Annotated in this window: 14 protein-coding genes; 9 read left to right on the top strand and 5 right to left on the bottom strand. The window is 67.4% G+C overall.

Annotated elements, in window-relative coordinates:
- Window positions 1–27 precede the first annotated feature (27 nt).
- Window positions 28–1851 carry a DUF4407 domain-containing protein gene (locus tag ACFTS5_RS30440; protein WP_378637767.1) on the bottom strand — a complete coding sequence of 608 codons (1824 nt, stop codon included), beginning with the start codon at window positions 1849–1851 and terminating at the stop codon, window positions 28–30.
- A gap of 929 nt (window positions 1852–2780) precedes the next feature.
- Between ACFTS5_RS30440 and gltB the strand changes: the two genes are divergently transcribed.
- The 8 genes from gltB to ACFTS5_RS30480 all read left to right on the top strand — a co-directional run bounded on the left by gltB (window position 2781) and on the right by ACFTS5_RS30480 (window position 13391).
- Entirely contained in the window at window positions 2781–7448 is a 4668-nt protein-coding gene (gene gltB / locus ACFTS5_RS30445) for a glutamate synthase large subunit (protein WP_378637770.1), read from the top strand.
- Window positions 7441–8913 (top strand): glutamate synthase subunit beta, encoded by a 1473-nt coding sequence (locus ACFTS5_RS30450; RefSeq protein ID WP_378637773.1) that lies wholly within the window; start codon window positions 7441–7443, stop codon window positions 8911–8913. Before gltB ends, ACFTS5_RS30450 begins: the two co-directional genes overlap by 8 nt.
- A 322-nt stretch (window positions 8914–9235) precedes the next feature.
- Window positions 9236–9796, top strand: coding sequence for a tetratricopeptide repeat protein (locus ACFTS5_RS30455; RefSeq protein ID WP_378637775.1), 561 nt, complete (start codon window positions 9236–9238; stop codon window positions 9794–9796).
- A gap of 339 nt (window positions 9797–10135) precedes the next feature.
- Window positions 10136–10483 (top strand): hypothetical protein, encoded by a 348-nt coding sequence (locus ACFTS5_RS30460; protein ID WP_378637778.1) that lies wholly within the window; start codon window positions 10136–10138, stop codon window positions 10481–10483.
- A complete protein-coding gene (locus ACFTS5_RS30465; protein ID WP_378637781.1) occupies window positions 10480–11412 on the top strand; it encodes a hypothetical protein in 933 nt (310 codons plus the stop codon). The genes ACFTS5_RS30460 and ACFTS5_RS30465 overlap by 4 nt, the downstream gene beginning before the upstream one ends.
- Complete coding sequence (locus tag ACFTS5_RS30470) at window positions 11409–11885, top strand: roadblock/LC7 domain-containing protein (RefSeq protein WP_378637783.1); 477 nt, start codon at window positions 11409–11411, stop codon at window positions 11883–11885. The genes ACFTS5_RS30465 and ACFTS5_RS30470 overlap by 4 nt, the downstream gene beginning before the upstream one ends.
- A 10-nt stretch (window positions 11886–11895) precedes the next feature.
- Window positions 11896–12267 carry a hypothetical protein gene (locus ACFTS5_RS30475; protein ID WP_378637786.1) on the top strand — a complete coding sequence of 124 codons (372 nt, stop codon included), beginning with the start codon at window positions 11896–11898 and terminating at the stop codon, window positions 12265–12267.
- Between the two features lie 224 nt (window positions 12268–12491).
- Window positions 12492–13391, top strand: coding sequence for a cutinase family protein (locus ACFTS5_RS30480; RefSeq protein WP_378637789.1), 900 nt, complete (start codon window positions 12492–12494; stop codon window positions 13389–13391).
- A gap of 67 nt (window positions 13392–13458) precedes the next feature.
- Here ACFTS5_RS30480 and ACFTS5_RS30485 read toward each other — a convergent pair whose 3' ends face one another.
- From ACFTS5_RS30485 to lysX, 3 genes are all read right to left on the bottom strand, one after another.
- A complete protein-coding gene (locus ACFTS5_RS30485; RefSeq protein ID WP_378637792.1) occupies window positions 13459–14079 on the bottom strand; it encodes a histidine phosphatase family protein in 621 nt (206 codons plus the stop codon).
- Between the two features lie 169 nt (window positions 14080–14248).
- Window positions 14249–14566 (bottom strand): hypothetical protein, encoded by a 318-nt coding sequence (locus tag ACFTS5_RS30490; RefSeq protein ID WP_378637795.1) that lies wholly within the window; start codon window positions 14564–14566, stop codon window positions 14249–14251.
- A 162-nt stretch (window positions 14567–14728) separates the two neighbouring features.
- Complete coding sequence (lysX, locus tag ACFTS5_RS30495; protein WP_378638094.1) at window positions 14729–18007, bottom strand: bifunctional lysylphosphatidylglycerol synthetase/lysine--tRNA ligase LysX; 3279 nt, start codon at window positions 18005–18007, stop codon at window positions 14729–14731.
- Between the two features lie 151 nt (window positions 18008–18158).
- Here lysX and ACFTS5_RS30500 point away from each other — a divergent pair, with 151 nt between their 5' ends.
- Entirely contained in the window at window positions 18159–18380 is a 222-nt protein-coding gene (locus ACFTS5_RS30500; RefSeq protein WP_378637798.1) for an RNA-binding S4 domain-containing protein, read from the top strand.
- 22 nt (window positions 18381–18402) lie between these two features.
- Here ACFTS5_RS30500 and rraA read toward each other — a convergent pair whose 3' ends face one another.
- A complete protein-coding gene (gene rraA, locus ACFTS5_RS30505) occupies window positions 18403–18891 on the bottom strand; it encodes a ribonuclease E activity regulator RraA (protein WP_378637800.1) in 489 nt (162 codons plus the stop codon).
- Between the last annotated feature and the right edge of the window lie 12 nt (window positions 18892–18903).

Below are 18903 nucleotides of genomic sequence, written 5' to 3' on the forward strand. Positions count from 1 at the left end.
GACAGCGGGCTGTCGGCCACCTCCGGCTCAGCGGGCGGGCGGCAGCTGACGCCGGTTGCCGGGGAGCTCGTTGGCGTTGCCGCCTGCGAGCTCGCCGTGGCCGCCGGCCTCGGGCAGGCCGTTGCCCTGACCAGCGGGCAGCGCGGTGTAGTTCGGCGCCGAGGGGTACTGACGCGGGTCCGGGTGGAAGCGGCTCGACGGCGCGTCGACCACATTCGAGGCGATCTGCTGGGCGTAGGGCTGGTACGGCTGCTGGTACTGCTGCTGCGGGTAGGCGCCCGGCGGCAGGAAACCCTGCGCGGGCTGACCCTGCAACTGATATCCGGCGGGGACCTGCTGTTGCTGCGCGGAATCCTGGGTGTCGACGGTGACCTTGCGCGTGCGGCGCAGCGTGAACGTCACCTCTTCGACCTCTTCGAACGCCTGCCGTGCGGTCCGCATCGGGTGGGTGGCCGAGTCGAAGGCATTGGCCACGAAAGCCGGTACCAGCGGACGGATCCAGCGGGCGGCGGTGTCGGTGAACGGCACCGTCCCGATGATCGGCAACTCCAAACCGCCACCGCCGGTCGGCGCCTGCGCGGGCGGCTGCTGCGTGGGCGCCTGGTGGGCGGGAACGAGAGCCCCGGCGGTGCCGGCGGGCAGCGCGTGCTGGACGTACCCCGCGGGCAGCTGCGATGTGACGTTCGGCTCCAGAGACACGGAGTCGTCCTTTCGATGCGGCTCGGTGAACCCGAGCTCGAAACCGCCGATCGCGGCGATGATCCTGGTGCGCTGACGTTCTCGATCGATCACGGTATCGGCTTCGATGGCCAGTTGCGCGGTGGTGAGCTCGTGTTCGGCGCGCAAGGCGGCCGTCTCGGTGCGCACTTCGGCGCGTTTCACCGCGATGGCGGCGTCGGCCTCGCGCTGGGCCCGATCGGCCACCTCCGCCGCGTCGACCCGGCGGTCGAGCGAGGTCTCCCCGCGCCACCAGCGCAGCAGCAGCGGCAGCAGGGCCACGACTACGCCCGCGAGCAGGATGAGCAGGCGCAGCGCGGCGGCGCCCGCGTGTGACGCGGTGTAGCTGTTCATGGCCAGCCAGCGGGCGCCCAAGCCACGGTCGCCGTCGGCGAACGCGCTGGTCCGCGCGGTGGCGAGCGCGGCGGATTCGGCGCGGACCCGCTGGTCGAGGCCCTCGATGCGGCCCTGCGCCGTGGCGAGCTGTTTGCGGGCGTCGTCGAGCATGTCGTTGGCGGTCTGCGTTTCCGGACCGCGACCCGGTACCCCGGTGATTCTGGTCTGCGGGCATTCCGCGGTGGGGTTGTACTCGCAGCGGGCGATCACCAGTGCGCGGTCGATGTCGGCCTGCGACTTGGCGATGCTCAGATCGAGCGCGGCACGGTCGGCGGTGGCGAGGTCGAACGAGGTGCGGGCGGCGACCACGGCCGGCGCGTTCTCGGCGCTCGCCTGGGCGCGCACATCCAGTTCCCGGTCGACGGTCCCGCCGAGCAGCACGGTGGCGGCGAGTTCGGCGACGAAGACCCCGGCCAGCACCCCGACCCCGATCCGGGCCGCGATACCGAACCGGTCGTCGTCACCACCGGGCCGTGTGGTCGCCAGCGCCCGGCCGAGGGCACCCGCGGCGACGGTGATGACCAGCGCGAACAGCACCGCGACGAGCACGCCCGCGTCGGCGGCGAGCAGTGCGGACAACGCGACGAGACCGGCGATCACGGCGAACAGCGTCACGGCGGCACCGGTGACGAGATAGCGGCCCTGTTCATGGCTGAAAGCCAGGTCGGCGCCCGATTCGTGGTCCCGGCGCCGTGGCGAGGCGAGGCCTCCGCCGAGCCAGGTGAGTAAGCCGGTCATGAGTTCTCCCCGGGTCGTGCGCTCCACTGGGCATGGCGAAACTGGTAGGTAAGGCGAAACTGGCATGGATTCGTTGTGTCAGCGTGACAGGCCGGAGACCGACACACCGAGTGCCGAGGTACTGCTTGTGGTCAGCCTCACAGTCGAATAGGTCCATTCATCGCGCTGACCGGAATATTTCTGTGCCGACCTCGGCGTGTCGTGCGCGGCGAGCCGGGCCGCACCGCCTTCCATGCCCGATTTGTGTCGAACGACACTGCCAGAAGTTTGCCAGCGGTGTGCTGTGGCGCACATTTCGCAATACAGACCGTACGGTCGGCTGACTGGAGCGCTTGTGGGGGCCCGTGTCGGGAATATCTCACAGTCCCCACCCCCGGTTAGCGGAGGTGGGAGGTTTGACCAGGGCATCTGCAGGGAAATCTGCTGCGGTGCAGGTGAGTTCAGCTTTCGGCCCCCGGCCGACGGTGGAACCGAGTCTGCTCGTCGGCAGTGTTCACGCAGGTAGGCGGGGGTTGTCCGGGATCGATCCGGTCCCCGGTCTGCTTTACACTGGACGACGCGCGCGACGATGCAAGCAGCCGTTACAAACCCCAGCTAGACGGGTTACTTAGCACAACCTTAGTTGGTTGGGTCTGCGGTCTGACTTATCGTTTGCTCTTACGCCGAACGCACCCAGTTCGGCACAACCACCTGTTCGAGGTCCGGTGAAACCGGGCCAAGAGTAGCGGGTGAAACCCCGCGCAGAGGTAAGGGAGAAGTAAGCATCCCGTTACCTCTGAGCACCCCAACTACGTCAACGCCGCAAACCACCACCGTCGCTGGTTTCGGATCGTACGGACGCAGTCTTGACGGAGGCGAAACGACGAAGGGCCCACGCTCAGCTTGCTGGGTGGCCGACATCGACAGCCGACTTTCTTGAAGGCAGAGGCATGACGCAACTTCCTGGCCACAGGTCACCCGGAGTCACCGGGCTCTACGATCCGGCATTCGAACACGACGCCTGCGGCGTCGCGTTCGTTGCCGACATGCATGGACGACGCAGTCGAGACATCGTCGACAAGGCCATCACGGCCCTCCTGAACCTGGAGCACCGCGGTGCTGCGGGTGCCGAGCCGAACTCCGGCGACGGCGCGGGCGTCCTGCTGCAGCTCCCGGACAAGTTCTTCCGTGCGATCCTCGCCGAAGAAGGTGCCGCTTTCGAGTTGCCCCCGGAAGGCTCCTACGCCTCCGGTATCGCCTTCCTGCCGCAGGCCCGCCGCGAAGCCGCGCGGGCCGCCTACGGCGTCGAGAAGATCGTCACCGAAGAGGGCCTGGCCGTGCTCGGCTGGCGCGAGGTGCCGATCGACGAGTCCTCGCTCGGCGCGCTGGCCCGCGACGCCATGCCGACCTTCCGGCAGATCTTCATCGGCTCGCCGAAGAACTCCGCCGAGCAGCTCTCGGGCATGGACCTGGAGCGTCGCGCCTACGTGATCCGCAAGCGGATCGAGCACGAGCTCGGCAAGGCAGGCCCCGGCGAGGGCACCGTCGGCAAGGAATCGGTGTACTTCCCGAGCCTGTCCGGCCAGACCTTCATCTACAAGGGCATGTTCACCACGCCCCAGCTGCGTGCGTTCTACCTGGACCTGCAGGACGAGCGCGTCGAGTCGGCCATCGGCATCGTGCACTCGCGCTTCTCCACCAACACCTTCCCCTCGTGGCCGCTGGCGCACCCGTTCCGCCGGGTCGCCCACAACGGTGAGATCAACACCGTCACCGGTAACGAGAACTGGATGCGCGCCCGTGAGGCGCTGCTGCGCAGCGACGTGTTCGGCAAGGACGAAGCGGGCAAGGACCGGCTGCAGAAGATCTTCCCCGTCTGCACCCCCGGCGCCTCCGACACCGCGCGTTTCGACGAGGTGCTCGAACTGCTGCACCTGGGCGGTCGCGAACTGCACCACGCCATCATGATGATGATTCCCGAGGCGTGGGAGCGTAACGAGAACCTCGACCCCGACCGGCGCGCGTTCTACGAGTACCACTCGATGCTGATGGAGCCGTGGGACGGCCCGGCGGCGGTGTGCTTCTCCGACGGCACCAAGATCGGCGCCGTGCTCGACCGCAACGGTCTGCGCCCCGGCCGCATCTGGGTCACCGAGGACGGCCTCGTCGTGCTCGCCTCCGAGGTCGGCGTGCTCGACATCGACCCCGCCACCGTGGTCCAGAAGATCCGCCTGCAGCCGGGCAAGATGTTCCTGGTCGACACCGAGAAGGGCCGCATCGTCACCGACGAAGAGGTCAAGTCGGAGCTGGCCGCGGCGCAGCCGTACCAGCAGTGGCTCGACGAGGGCGTCAGCCGCCTGGCCGACCTGCCCGACCGCCCGCACGTGCACATGTCGCACGACCGCGTGCTGATCCGTCAGCAGATCTTCGGTTACACCACCGAGGACCTGAACCTGCTGATCACGCCGATGGCCAAGACCGGCGGCGAGGCACTGGGCTCGATGGGTACCGATACGCCGATCGCGGTGCTGTCGAACCGGTCGCGTCTGCTGTTCGACTACTTCTCGCAGCTGTTCGCGCAGGTTACCAACCCGCCGCTCGACGCGATCCGCGAGAAGGTCGTCACCAGCCTCAAGCGCAACCTCGGCCCCGAGGCCGATCTGCTGCATCCGGGCCCCGACTCCTGTCGCATGATCGCGCTCGAACAGCCCATTCTGGACAACGACGAGCTGGCCAAGCTCGTCCACATCAACGACGACGGCAGCCAGCCGGGCCTGCGCTCGGTGGTCGTGCGCGGTCTGTACCCGGTCGCCGAGGGCGGCGAGGGTCTGCGCCGGGCGCTGGAAGCCATCAACACCCAGGTCTCGGCCGCCATCGACGGTGGTGCGCGCATCATCGTGCTGTCGGACCGTGAGTCCAACGAGAAGCTGGCGCCGATTCCGTCGCTGCTGCTCACCTCGTCGGTGCACCACCACCTGGTGCGCGAGCGGACCCGCACCATGGTCGGCCTGGTCGTGGAGGCCGGTGACGCCCGCGAGGTGCACCACATGGCCCTGCTGATCGGTTTCGGTGCCGCCGCGATCAACCCGTACATGGCCTTCGAGACCATCGAGGACATGCTCGAGCGCGGCTCGCTGCAGATTCCGGGCAGCACCGGCGATCTGGGCGCCGACTTCCGCAAGGCCGTCGCGAACTACTGCACCGCGGCCAGCAACGGCGTGCTCAAGGTGATGTCGAAGATGGGCATCTCCACCCTGGCCTCCTACAACGGCGCCCAGCTGTACCAGGTCATCGGCCTGGCCCAGGACCTGGTCGACGAGTACTTCACCGGCCTGCGCTCCCCGCTGGGCGGCATCGGTCTCGACGAGATCGCCGAAGAGGTGGCCATCCGCCACCGCGTCGCGTTCCTGGAGAACCGCAACGAGCGCGCGCACCGCGAGCTCGAGGTCGGCGGCGAGTACCAGTGGCGTCGTGAGGGCGAGTACCACCTGTTCAACCCGGACACGGTGTTCAAGCTCCAGCACGCGACCCGCACCGGTCAGTACTCGATCTTCAAGGAGTACACCAAGCTGGTCGACGATCAGTCCGAGCGCTTGGCCGCGCTGCGTGGTCTGTTCAAGTTCAAGTCGAACCAGCGCGCGTCGATCTCCATCGACGAGGTCGAGCCCGCGAGCGAGATCGTGAAGCGTTTCTCGACCGGTGCGATGAGCTACGGCTCCATCTCGGCTGAGGCGCACGAGGCACTCGCCATCGCGATGAACCGCATCGGCGCCCGCTCGAACTCCGGTGAGGGCGGCGAGAGCCCCGCTCGCTTCGAGGTCGAGGAGAACGGCGACTGGCGTCGTTCGGCGATCAAGCAGGTCGCGTCGGGTCGCTTCGGCGTCACCGCGCACTACCTGACCAACGCCACCGACATCCAGATCAAGATGGCCCAGGGCGCCAAGCCGGGCGAGGGCGGCCAGCTGCCCGCGCACAAGGTGTACCCGTGGGTCGCCGAGGTGCGTCACTCCACGCCGGGCGTCGGCTTGATCTCGCCGCCGCCGCACCACGACATCTACTCGATCGAGGATCTGGCGCAGCTGATCCACGATCTGAAGAACGCGAACCCGCAGGCTCGGATTCACGTGAAACTTGTCGCGGAGCCGGGTGTCGGCACCGTCGCCACCGGTGTGTCCAAGGCACACGCCGACGTCGTGCTCATCTCGGGCCACGACGGCGGCACCGGCGCGTCGCCGCTGACCTCGCTCAAGCACGCGGGTGGACCCTGGGAGCTCGGCTTGGCCGAGACCCAGCAGACCCTGCTGCTCAACGGCCTGCGTGATCGCATCGTCGTCCAGGTCGACGGTCAGATGAAGACCGGCCGCGACGTGATGATCGCCGCCCTGCTCGGCGCCGAGGAGTTCGGTTTCGCGACCGCGCCCCTGGTGGTCTCGGGTTGCGTCATGATGCGCGTGTGTCACCTCGACACCTGTCCGGTCGGCATCGCCACCCAGAACCCGGTGCTGCGCGAGCGCTTCACCGGCAAGCCGGAATTCGTCGAGAACTTCATGATGTTCATCGCCGAGGAGGTGCGTGAGCTGCTCGCCGAGCTGGGCTTCCGCACCCTCGACGAGGCCGTCGGCCGGGTCGACCTGCTCGACACCGCCAAGGCCAAGCAGCACTACAAGGCCGCCAAGCTGGACCTGTCGCCGATCCTGGACATGCCGGAGACGGCGTTCATGAACCAGAACACCCGGTGCACCGGTACCCAGGACCACGGTCTGGACAAGGCGCTGGACAACGAGCTGATCGCGCAGAGCGCTCCCGCGCTCGAGCGTGGCCAGGCGGTCAAGATCGAAACCAAGATCACCAACGTGAACCGCACGGTCGGCACCATGCTCGGCCACGAGGTGACCAAGCTCTACGGTGGCGCGGGCCTGCCCGACGACACCATCGACATCACCTTCACCGGTTCGGCGGGCAACAGCTTCGGCGCGTTCGTCCCGGCCGGCATCACGCTGCGGGTCTTCGGTGACGCCAACGACTACGTCGGCAAGGGTCTGTCGGGTGGCCGCATCGTGGTCCGCCCGTCGGCTTCGGCTCCGGAAGCCTTCGTCGCCGAAGACAACATCATCGCGGGCAACGTGATCATGTTCGGCGCCACCAGCGGTCGCATCCTGATCAACGGTGTCGCGGGCGAGCGCTTCGGCGTGCGTAACTCCGGCGCCACCGCGGTCGTCGAGGGTGTGGGCGACCACGCGCTCGAGTACATGACCGGTGGCCGCGTGGTCATCCTCGGTGACACCGGCCGCAACCTCGGTGCCGGTATGTCCGGTGGTGTCGCCTACTTCTACGACCCCGAGGGCAAGCTGCCCGGCCGGGTCAACCCGGATCAGGTCGACGCGATCGAGCAGCTCTCCGGTGACGACTTCACCTGGCTGCGCGACATCATCGCGATCCACCGCGACGAAACGGGATCGGCTGTGGCCGAACGCATCCTGAGCGACTGGTCCCAGCAGGTGAACCACTTCGTGAAGGTCATGCCCCGCGAATACAAGAAGGTTCTGCTCGCCATCTCCGAGGCCGAGAAGGCCGGCAAGGATGTCGACACCGCGATCATGGAGGCGGCTCGTGGCTGACCCACAGGGATTTTTGAAGCACACCTCGAGGGAAACCCCGGCCCGTCGTCCGGTCGAGCTGCGTCTGCTCGACTGGAAAGAGGTCTACGAGGAGAAGAAGTTCTCCCAGGACACCTTGAAGACCCAGGCCAGCCGCTGCATGGACTGCGGTATCCCCTTCTGTCACAACGGCTGTCCGCTCGGGAACCTGATTCCCGAATGGAACGACCTGGTCTACAAGGGTGCGTGGCGCGAAGGCATCGATCGCCTGCACGCCACCAACAACTTCCCGGAGTTCACCGGCCGCCTGTGCCCGGCTCCGTGTGAGGCGTCCTGCGTGCTCGGCATCAACCAGGAGCCGGTCACGATCAAGCAGGTCGAGGTCGAGCTCATCGAGAACGCCTTCGACGAGGGCTGGGTCACCCCGGTGTACCCGACCCGCCTCACCGGCAAGAAGATCGCCGTCGTCGGCTCGGGCCCGGCCGGTCTGGCCGCCGCCCAGCAGCTCACCCGCGCCGGTCACACCGTGACCGTGTTCGAGCGTGACGACCGCATCGGCGGCCTGATGCGCTACGGCATCCCGGAATTCAAGATGGAGAAGTCGGTCATCGACCGTCGTCTGGCCCAGATGGAAGCCGAAGGCACCATCTTCAAGGCGGGCGTCAACGTGGGTGTCGACATCACCGCCGAGCAGCTGCGTGAGCGTTTCGACGCGATCGTGCTGGCCGGTGGCGCCACCATCGCCCGCGATCTGCCGATCCCGGGCCGCGAGCTCGACGGCATCCACCAGGCGATGGAGTTCCTGCCGCTGTCCAACCGGGTGCAGCTCGGTGACGACATCGCCGACGAGGACGGCCTGCCGCCGATCCACGCCAAGGGCAAGAAGGTCATCATCATCGGCGGTGGCGACACCGGCGCCGACTGCCTCGGCACCTCGCACCGTCACGGCGCCGAGTCGGTGCACCAGTTCGAGATCATGCCGCGTCCCCCCGAGGAGCGCGCGGGCTCGACCCCGTGGCCGACCTACCCGCTGATGTACCGGGTCGCCTCGGCACACGAAGAGGGCGGCGAACGTCTGTTCTCGGTGAACACCGAGCGTTTCGTCGGCAAGGACGGCAAGGTGACCGGTCTCGACGCGCACGAGGTCAAGATGGTCAACGGCCGTTTCGAAAAGGTCGAGGGCACCGACTTCACCCTCGAAGCCGACCTGGTCCTGCTGGCCATGGGCTTCGTCGGTCCCCAGAAGCCGGGCCTGCTCACCGATCTCGGTGTCGGCTACGACGGTCGCGGCAACGTCCAGCGCGACAAGAGCTGGGCCACCAACATCCCCGGCGTCTTCGTGGCCGGTGACATGGGCCGTGGCCAGTCGCTGATCGTCTGGGCCATCGCCGAGGGCCGCGCCGCCGCGTCGGCCGTCGACAAGTTCCTCGAGGGCGAGACCGCGCTGCCCGCGCCGATCCCCCCGACGGCTGTCGCCCAGCGCTAGCCGCTGAACCAGCAAGGCGCCCGCAGGCTTTCGAGCCCGCGGGCGTCTTTTTTTGTCATTCCCCCCACACGAGGCAGGTGGCCCGGCGGATCCGGGCGCCTTGCCGGATACCTGCGGGTTTGCGGGGAATGTGCGTAGGGGGGTGAACGTGGAAGGGGTGCAAGGGGTTCGGTAGGCGAGCAAACGACGTGGCTGATCTTCCCTGCAGCACATAGACTTTCCGTGTCGAGGTGTACGGGAGATCCGAGGGGGAGCTGTGCCGTTGCCGCCGGAAGCGTTGGCGAACCTTCGCCGCGCCGCAGAGCGTGGTGACGGTACCGCCATGCACAATCTCGCTCACTTCTACCACGACCACAGCGATTTCGAAGCCGCCGAGTACTGGTTCCGGCGCGCTGCCGCCGCGGGGCACACGCGCTCGATGAACAACCTGGCCGTGTTGCTCGACCAGTTCGGTGAACTCGACGAGGCCGAGTCCTGGTACCGCCGTGCGGCTGCCGCGGGCAATGCCAACGCCATGTTCAATCTGGCCACCATGCTCTACCAGTGCGGTGACCGCCGGGACGCCGAGACCTGGTACCACCACGCCGCGATGGCGGGCCATGTCGACGCCATGTACAACCTCGCGCGCCTCTTCGAGGATCAGGACCGCCTCGACGACGCCGAAGCCTGGTTCGGCGAGGCCGCCGACCACGGCGACATCGACGCCGTGAACAACCTCGGCATCCTGCTGTGCCACCGCGGCGCCACCACCGAGGCCCGTCGCTGCTTCCGGCGCGCGGCCGATCTCGGCCACCCCCGAGCCATGGCCAACCTCGCCGCCCTGCTGGAATCCCAAGGCGCCCACCGCGAAGCGGAAACCTGGTACCGCCGCGCCGCCGGCTGATCGCACACTTCGAGCACATCGTTGGGGACCGGTGTGCGGGTAGGTCGGCGAGGTCTGCGAAGACACAATTTTCGATGTTTACGCGAAGATCGCTGGCGGATGGAATAGGCGAGTGATCACCGGTTATAGCGGTCCGCAGCGAATGGGCACCGAAGTTACTCAAAAGTATTGATACCGAGCGGTTTTCCAGCAACCATCAGCAAACATATTGTGCGGCAGCAATTTTCCGGCGTTCGAGATGCGAGGAATAGCGGAGGGGTATAACGTCTCGTCTCGATCAATAGTCGATGACGGTTCGGGGGCTCGGTGAATTCTCTTGATGGGTGTCTGAAACGCATCATGGATATTCCCGGGGCGCGCAGTGTGACGCTGGTGGACGGGGCGAGCGGGTTGGCCGTCGCCGGTGCGGGCGAGCGCCGAGGCGTCGACGAGCACGAGGACGCGGCGGGGACCACCGATGTGGTGCGGGCCGCGCTCGCGTGTCCTGCCCTCGGGAGCTCCGACGACGACCTCACCGAGATCGTGGTGTGCCGGACCAGGGGATTTCACCTCCTTCACCTGGTCGACGGCGATTTCGACGGCAGGTTGTTCATGCATGTCGTCTTCGACGGCGACACCGGCAATCTCGGGATGGCCCGCTATCAGCTCAGGTCGGCACTGGAAGAATTGACGGGCGGGGATCGATGAGTGTCGCGCTCGCCGATGAATTGCATCGGCTCGGCGAAGAAGGCTCGACCGGAGTATTGCGCGCAGGCGACGGCGAATTCCACTTGGTGCGTGGAACTATCGCCTCGGTCGGCTGCGGGCGAACCATCGGTCTCGACAGATTGGTAGTCGAAGCGGGCGTAGCAACGGCGGAGGATTGGCGTCGCGCCGGTGCGGGCGACCCGGGTCCACTGCTGGACCAGCCGCAACTGGAAACCCTCGCGCTGCTGTCGGTGTTCGACGCCGCCTATTTTTTGCTGGCCTCCGCGGGTGAGCCGGAATTCCGTCCGACAACCGAACACTGGCTGGCGCCGGTCTGCCACATCGCACCCCGCGCGCTTGTTCACGAATGCGAACGCCGCACCGACAACGAGTACGGCCCGTGGACCGCCGACCTCGTCACCCTGGTTCCGGTGGTCCCCGCCCGCCGGATCAAGCGGAACCAGGTGGTACTCACCGGAAGTCAGGCCGAAGTCCTCGCCGCCGCCGACACCCGCCGCAGCATCGCCGACATCGCCCGCGACCTGGGCCGCACCACCTACGGCTGCCTCGTCGCGGTCCGCGATCTGACCACAGCGGGCCTGATCGAAGCGCCGGAACCCGTCTCGATCGAACAACCACAGCGCGGGCGCCACCTCGCCCTCGCACCGGACCCGGCCGACCACCGGAGCTCGACTCGGTCGGCAACAACCGTGCCCACGCTGCCCCGACGTGTTCCGGGCAGCGCGGGACCGACCCGCCCCCAGCAGGAGACGGGTGCACGACAGGGCAGGCACGCGATCGACGAGGAAGCGACCGCGACCGCCCGACACCGCGGAAAACCGGCCGGCGCAGGGGAACCCGAACGCTGGCAGCAGGTCGACCGCGAAACACTCATCCGGCTCAGGGCGGCGTTGGAGGAGCTTGCGTGACCGTGCGGAAGAAGCTGCTCGGTGAATGGAGGGGAAGGTTGACCAAGGTGGCGATGACCACGCCCGAACCCAGGGTGCCCGAACACACAGCGCCCCAGAACTACCCGGCTGTGCAGGCCGAACTGCAGTCGTTGCGCGAACGGCTACCTCAGCTCACCGGGTCGCTGGTGGCCTCCAGCGACGGGCTGCTCATCGAGCACGACCTCCCCGCCCATCTCGAACCCGCCGGCCTGGCCGCGCTGTCGGCCGCGCAGTTGTCGCTGTCGTACCGGCTGGCGAACACCGCGCACGGCGGCGGGTTCAGCGAGGTCGTCGTGCACGGCACCGAGGGGCAGGTGGTGATCTACGCCGCCGGGCGCACCTCGCTGACCGTGCTCGCCGGACCCGAAGTGAATGTCGGCCGGCTCCACCTGGAGTCGCGACCGGTAGCTCGCGCGATCGCCGGCCATCTGGCGGCGGCGCACAACGATTGAAAGGCACAACATGTCGAATATGGATCTGGCTCTGAAGGACATGATGGTGATCGAGGGCGCGATCGGCGCCGCGATCGTCGACTACAGCAGTGGCATGGCCCTCGGAATGCTCAGCAGCACCAAGTCGCTCGACCTGCAGGTCGCCGCGGCGGGCAACACCGAGGTGGTGCGGGCGAAGATGCGCACCATCGAACAGCTCGGCCTCAACGAGGACATCGAGGACATCCTCATCACCCTGGGCACGCAATACCACATCATCCGCCCGATGACCGGTCGCAAGTCCAAAGGGTTGTTCCTCTACCTCGCACTGGATCGCGGCCGCGCCAATCTGGCGCTGGCGCGGCACAAGCTCAAGGGCATCGAAGAAGACCTGGAGGTGTGAGTTTCGTGAACGGGGGGCGTGTCGGCGGTGACGTGCCGCCGGCATCCCATCACTCCGGTGCGTGGCCCTGCTCGATCCGCCGGTGTTTCCGGCCATAAAATCGAGAGGTCGTGTGGCACGGGATGGCTCGTACGCCTATTGTGATTCGCGGCGAGGTCTGGGGCCACAACGTCAGTATTCGGGGTTTGCTCTCACATCGACGAGCAAGGGTGAACTGGAGCGGTATGCAGTTGAAGAAGGTTGTCGCGGCTCTGGGAGCGTCCGCGGCGATGATGTCCGGAATTGTTGTCGGCAGCACGAGCGCGAGCGCGGCGCCCGCCTGCCCGAGTCTTTATGTCGTCGCCATTCCCGGCACCTGGGAAACCGGCCACGAGAAGGCCCCCGGCCCCGGCATGCTCGCCGGCGTCACCAACGGCCTACCGAGAAACACCGACGTCGACTACGTCACCTACGCCGCGACCGCGTTCCCCTGGGAGGGCGATGTCTACGGCAACTCCAAGAAGCAGGCGGTCGACGCCGCCCGCGGGCTGATCAGCGAGAAGCTGGCCTCCTGCGGTAACACCAAGGCCGCGATCGTCGGCTACAGCCAGGGTGCCGACGCCGCAGGCGATCTGGCCGCCGAGATCGGCACGGGCATCAGCCCGATCCCGCAGGACCGGGTCGCCGCTGTCGGCCTCATCTCCGATCCCCGTCGTTCGCCGACCGATATCCAGGTCGGCCCGCACGCCGCGGGCGCCGGTGCCGGTGGCGCTCGGCCGGGTGGTTTCGGTTGGCTGAGCGACCGCACCCGCACGATCTGCGCGGTCGACGATCTGTACTGCGCGACCGCCACCGACGACTTCGTGACGCGGTTCGCCGGCTTCCTCGCCCAGAGCTCGGACGCGAACCCGGCCAACCTGTGGCGCTACCAGCTCGAGGCCGGGGCGATCGTCAGCGACCTGATGTCGTTCGGCGGCATCCCGACGCTGGGGGCGCAGCTGACCGACGCGGCCAACCAGAAGCGGGCCAAGGACCTGGAGCAGTTCTACCGCTCGCAGGCGCACACGCTGTACGGCAGCTACTCGGTGGGTGGCGGGCAGACCGCTATCACCTGGATGCACAACTGGATCGCTCAGCAGGCCTGAGTCGTTCGCGCAGAGCCCGGCATCGCTTCGGCGGTGCCGGGCTCTTTCGTATGTCCGCGACCGCGGATCAGGGTGTGGTTCGCGACAGGGCCCTGGGGAGCAGGTTCCAGACGTGGCCGTTTTCGTTGATGGTTGCGGCGGTGCGGGTGCCGGTGCGGGAGTAGAGGATTCGGGTGATCGAGCAGTAGTCGATCGGGAAGGTGAGGGGGCGGGGGAGAGCGAGGATGTCGGCCAGGAGGACGTTGATGACGCCGCCGTGGGCGAAGGCTACGACGGTGTCGCCGGGAGCTGTGGTGGCGACCAGGGTTTCGACGGCGGTGAGGACTCGCGTGGTGAAGGCGGGGCCGTCGATCTGGTCGGGGAGGTGGCCCGCCTTGATGCGGGCGTAGGCGTCGGCGAATTCGGTTTTCGCGTCTTCGATCGGGATGTAGGCGGGCAGGTCGCGGTCGTATTCGGCGAGGTCGTCGATGACGTCGACCGGTAGGTCGCGGGCGGTCGCGGTGGGGAGCGCGGTGTCGCGGGCGCGGCGCTGCGGGCTGCTGACGATGCGAGCGATGTCGTGGGGTGCGAGCGCGGCGGGGACGCGTTCGGCTTGGAGCTTGCCGATGTCGGTGAGGCCGGGGTCGGCGGCGGTGGTGTCGCCGACCACGCGTTCGGGTTGGGCATGACGCACGAGTATCAGCTGCACGATCAACACTCTGCCCTATTCGCCGGGGACCAGGGCTGCGGGTCGATCTCCTCGCGGCCGGCGATGTCATCCCGGGGCGGAGAGCCCTTGGCGAACGGGTGGTCGTTGGAGGACTCGCGGGGATCCCTCGTCATCGACCGAGGGTATCGCCGCGAGTCCTCCGGTCAGGTCAGGACTGGCCGTAGGGCGGCTGGCCGTAGGGCGGCTGATCACCCTGCGGGCCGTTGTACGGCGGCTGACCACCGTTGTACGGCGGCTGGTCGCCCTTCTTCTTGTTCTTGAGCAGGAAGATGCCGCCGACGATGAGCACCACGATGATCAGGCAGCAGATGCCGCCGATGATCAGGCCGGAGCTGTTCTTCTTTTTCTTCTTGGCCGCGAGTTCCATCGCGGTGTTGACTGCGTCCGAACTCGCCAGGGTGTCGAAGCTGCTGGTGAGCATGTGCGGATCGACGAGTGCGGCTGTGGTCAGCAAGTCCAGATACATGAAATCCCATCCCGATGTGTTGGTGGCCCGACATCCTCCCGGTGCCGGAACTCCGAGAGTAACGGTCTCACTGTGGCTTTCGGTTAGAAAGCCTCGCAAGCGCCACACAGAGCATGTGTTGATCGCGAACGCGCCGCGATCCGTATACACCTGTACCCGATTTCACCGTGGTTTCACCAAGGGGAAGGGCAGCGTCTCACGGATGCTGCGTCCGGTGATCAGCATGACCACCCGGTCGACGCCCATCCCGAGTCCGCCGGTGGGCGGCATCGCGTGTTCGAGCGCGGTCAGGAAGTCCTCGTCGAGTTCCATCGCCTCGGGATCGCCACCGGCGGCCAGCATCGACTGCTCGGTGAGCCTGCGCCGCTGGTCCACCGGGTCGGTGAGTTCGCTGTATGCCGTGCCCAGCTCGACGCCCCAGGCCACCAGATCCCAGCGCTCGGCAACCCCCTCGATGCTGCGGTGCGAGCGGGTGAGCGGGGAGACCGAGGTGGGGAAGTCCAGGTAGAAGGTGGGGTAGGTGGTCTGCGATTCCACCAGGTGCTCGTACATCTCCAGCACCACTTGGCCCGCGTCCCAACCGTGTTGGTAGGCCACGCCCGCTTCGTCGCACAGCTCGCGCAGCCGGGCCAGCTCGGTACGCGCGGTCACCTCGGTGCCGATCGCCTCGGAGACCGCGCCGTGCACGGTCTTCACCCGCCACTCGCCGGAGATGTCGACGGTGTCGAAGCCGCCGTCGTCGTTGGGCCGCAACGCCACCTCGGCACCGTTGGCGGCCATCGCCGCGTGCTGGATCAGCCTGCGGCACAGGTGCATCATCTGCTGATAATCGCTGTGCGCCTCATAGGCTTCCAGGATCGTGAACTCGGGATTGTGGCTGAAGTCGACGCCTTCGTTGCGGAAGGTGCGGCCGATCTCGAACACCTTCTCCATGCCACCGACGCACAGCCGTTTGAGGTAGAGCTCGGGGGCGATGCGCAGGTACAGGTCGAGGTCGTAGGCGTTGATGTGGGTGCGGAACGGAGTGGCGTTGGCGCCGCCGTGCACCTGCTGCAGGATCGGCGTCTCCACCTCGAGAAAGCCCCAGGCATGGAGCGAATCGCGCAGCGAGTGCAGGACCGCGCTGCGCTTGGCCATCACCTCGCGGGCCTCGGGGTTGATCGCCATGTCCACATAGCGCTGCCGGACCTTGGCTTCCTGATCGGCCAGCCCACGCCACTTGTCGGGCAGCGGATGCAGGCATTTGCCGTTCATCCTCCAGTCCTGCGCGAGCAGTGACAGCTCACCGTTGCGGCTGGCGCCGATCTGCCCGCTCACCTCGATGAGATCGCCCAGGTCGAAGAATTCGGTGAACTCGTCGCTGCGATCGGCGCCCACCCGTTCGCGATCGATCACCAGCTGGATCTCGCCGGTCCAATCGCGGACCAGCGCGAAGATCACGCCGCCGTAGTCGCGAATCCGCAAGAGCCTGCCCGCGATACGCACGGTGGTGCCCTTGGGGCAGCGTCTGGCCTCGGCGATGTCGTGGGTCGGCGGGTAGGCGACCGGATAGGCATCGATGCCCGAAGCGGTGAGCCGGTCGAGTTTGTCCAGGCGCACCCGCACCTGTTCGGGCCTGCGTGGACCCTGTTCGGCGTCGGCGCCCTCCGGTGCGTCCGGTGCGCTGCCGTCGGCGTGCAGGCCGGTGACCGTCGCGGGGACCGCGGCCTTCGTGCCGGTGTGCACGCCCGCGTCGGGCGCCTTGCCGATGCGCGGCAGGAACCCTTCGGCCAGCCCGCTCGCCGTGGCCACCCGCGGCAACTGCCTGCGTTCCTCGAACAGGAAGAACCGTGGCACCCAGCGCGGGTGATATTTCACGTTCGACCGGTACAGCGCCTCGAGCTGCCACCAGCGCGAGAAGAACAGCAGCACTCCGCGCCAGGCCCGCAGGATCGGCCCGGCACCGATCCGGCCGCCTTCTTCGAACACCGATCGGAACACCGCGAAGTTCAGCGACACCTTGGTGATGCCGTACTGGTCGGAGTTCAGGGCGAGCTGCGAGATCATCAGCTCCATCACGCCGTTCGGGCTCTGCGGGTCGCGCCGCATCAGTTCCAGCGAGACGCCGGTGCGCCCCCACGGGACCAGCGAGAGCATGCCGTGCACGCGGTCGTCGTGGTCCACCGCTTCGACCAGCAGGCAGTCGCCGTCGAGTGGGTCGCCGAGGCGGCCCAGCGCCATCGAGAAGCCGCGTTCGGTCTCGGTATCGCGCCAGGCGTCCGCCCGCGCGACGATCTCGGTGAACTCGGCGGCGGGGATGTCGCGGTGCCTGCGGATCCGCACCTCGAGGCCGTTCTTGCGCAACCGGTTCGCGGCCTGACGCACCTGCTTCATCTCCGGGCCCGCCAGCGAGAACGTGCGGGTGTCGAGGATCGCCTCGTCACCCAGCCGCAGCGCCGACAGGCCCGCCTTGCGGTACGCGGTGGCGCCGAGTTCGCCGGCGCCCATCACCGCGGGCTGCCAGCCGAACCGGTCGGCCTGCTCGAGCCACGCCTGAATCGCCTGTGGCCACGCCTGTTTCGGGCCGATCGGATCACCACTGGCCAGGCACACACCCAGCTCGACGCGATAGGTGATCGCCGCCTTGCCGTTCGGCGCGAACACCACCGCCTTGTCACGACGGGTCGCGAAGTAGCCGAGTGAGTCCTCGACATCGCTGCTCGCGAGCAGGCCGCGGATCGCCGACTCGTCCAGCGCGGTCATCGCGTTGTCGGCGCGCTGCGAACGCAACAGCACGACCACCGCGGCCAGCAGCGCGAGCGCGCCGAACAGGCCGAGCAGGAAGTTCACCCAGGCTCGCGGATGCCCGTCGAAATGCTCGTTGTTCACCAGCACTGCGGCGGTGACTCGATATACCGCCCACAGCGGACGCTGCACACCCGCGGGCAGCGAACCGGGGAACAGTTCGACCAGGCCCCAGCCGAGCAGGCAGCCGAGCGCGAGCCCGGACACCAGCACGCCCAGCGCCTTCCACAGCGCGCCGGGCCGAACCCGGGTGTAGAACTCCTTACGCGCGGCCAGCAGTATCGCGATGACCACCATATGCACGACGAAGGCGACCAGCGCGTCCACATCGTCGTCAGCGAAGAAGTCCAGGATGTTCGCTATCGCGTACAGCAGCAGGTACACGACCAGCAGCCACCAGGCGATCCGCTTGCGGGCCGCGGTCGCCCCGGCGAGCAGGCCGACGATCAACGCCCACACGAGGCTGGTGTCGGGGGCATCGAAATAGTAGGTGTCCACGTAGTGCCGCGGCACCTGCGTGAGGATCCGCAGGCTGGGCGAAACACTCCACAAGAACAGCAGCACGGCGAACACACCGAGGACCAATCCGGCGATGTGCGGTACCTCGGACAACTTGCCGTGCGCGCGATGGGGCACCGGCGTGCGGTCCTCGACGATGGGGTGCTGCTCGGCCTGCGTGGGAGTCACCGATCCAGTGTGCGTCCAATCGAGCCGGATCCGGGTGGCGGTGGCTGCGGCGTGTTCGTCACCGTCCGCAACGCTGGGGCCGGTGGCGACCGGTTTCGCGCGACCGGGTAAGTATTAGCGCATGTCGGAACCAGTTGATGTGCCGATCGATGACGTTGTCATCCGGCTCGGGCAATTCCTGAAACTGGCCAACCTGATCGATTCGGGTTCCGAGGCCAAGACGGTGATCGCGCAGGGCTTGGTGCGCGTCAACGACGAAGTGGAGCTACGCCGCGGCAGGCAACTGCAGATCGGCGACATCGTGATCCTCGCCGGAAACAAGGTACGGGTGTCCGAGGGCTGATCCTCGAACACCCGCGTCGCCCTCAGTCCTCGGCGCGAACGACCACGCCGTCGGAGTCGCTGTAGAGCATCTCGCCCGGCACGAAGGTGATGCCGCCGAACTCGACGGGCACGTCCTGCTCGCCGCTGCCGGTCTGGGTGCTCTTGCGCGGATTGGTGCCCAGCGCCTTCACCCCGATGTCGAGGGTGCGCAGGATCGCGGAGTCGCGCACGGCGCCGTTCACGATCACGCCCGCCCAGCCGTTGTCCACGCCACGGCCGGCGATGATGTCGCCCACCAGCGCGGTGTGCACGCTCGCGCCGCCGTCGACGACGAGCACCTTGCCCTCGCCCGGCCCGCTCAGCGTCTGCTTGACCAGCAGGTTGTCCTGGAAGCAGCGGATCGTGGTGATCCGGCCCGAGAATTCGGCGCGGCCGCCGAACTGGATGAACTGCGTATCGCAGCTACGGATCTCGGGGCCGATCTCGTCGGCCAGATCGGCGGTGGCCACAACATTCGCTGATTCGGTCATGGATCAGATTGT

The sequence above is a fragment of the Nocardia sp. NPDC056952 genome (assembly GCF_042674185.1).
GTDB lineage: Bacteria > Actinomycetota > Actinomycetes > Mycobacteriales > Mycobacteriaceae > Nocardia.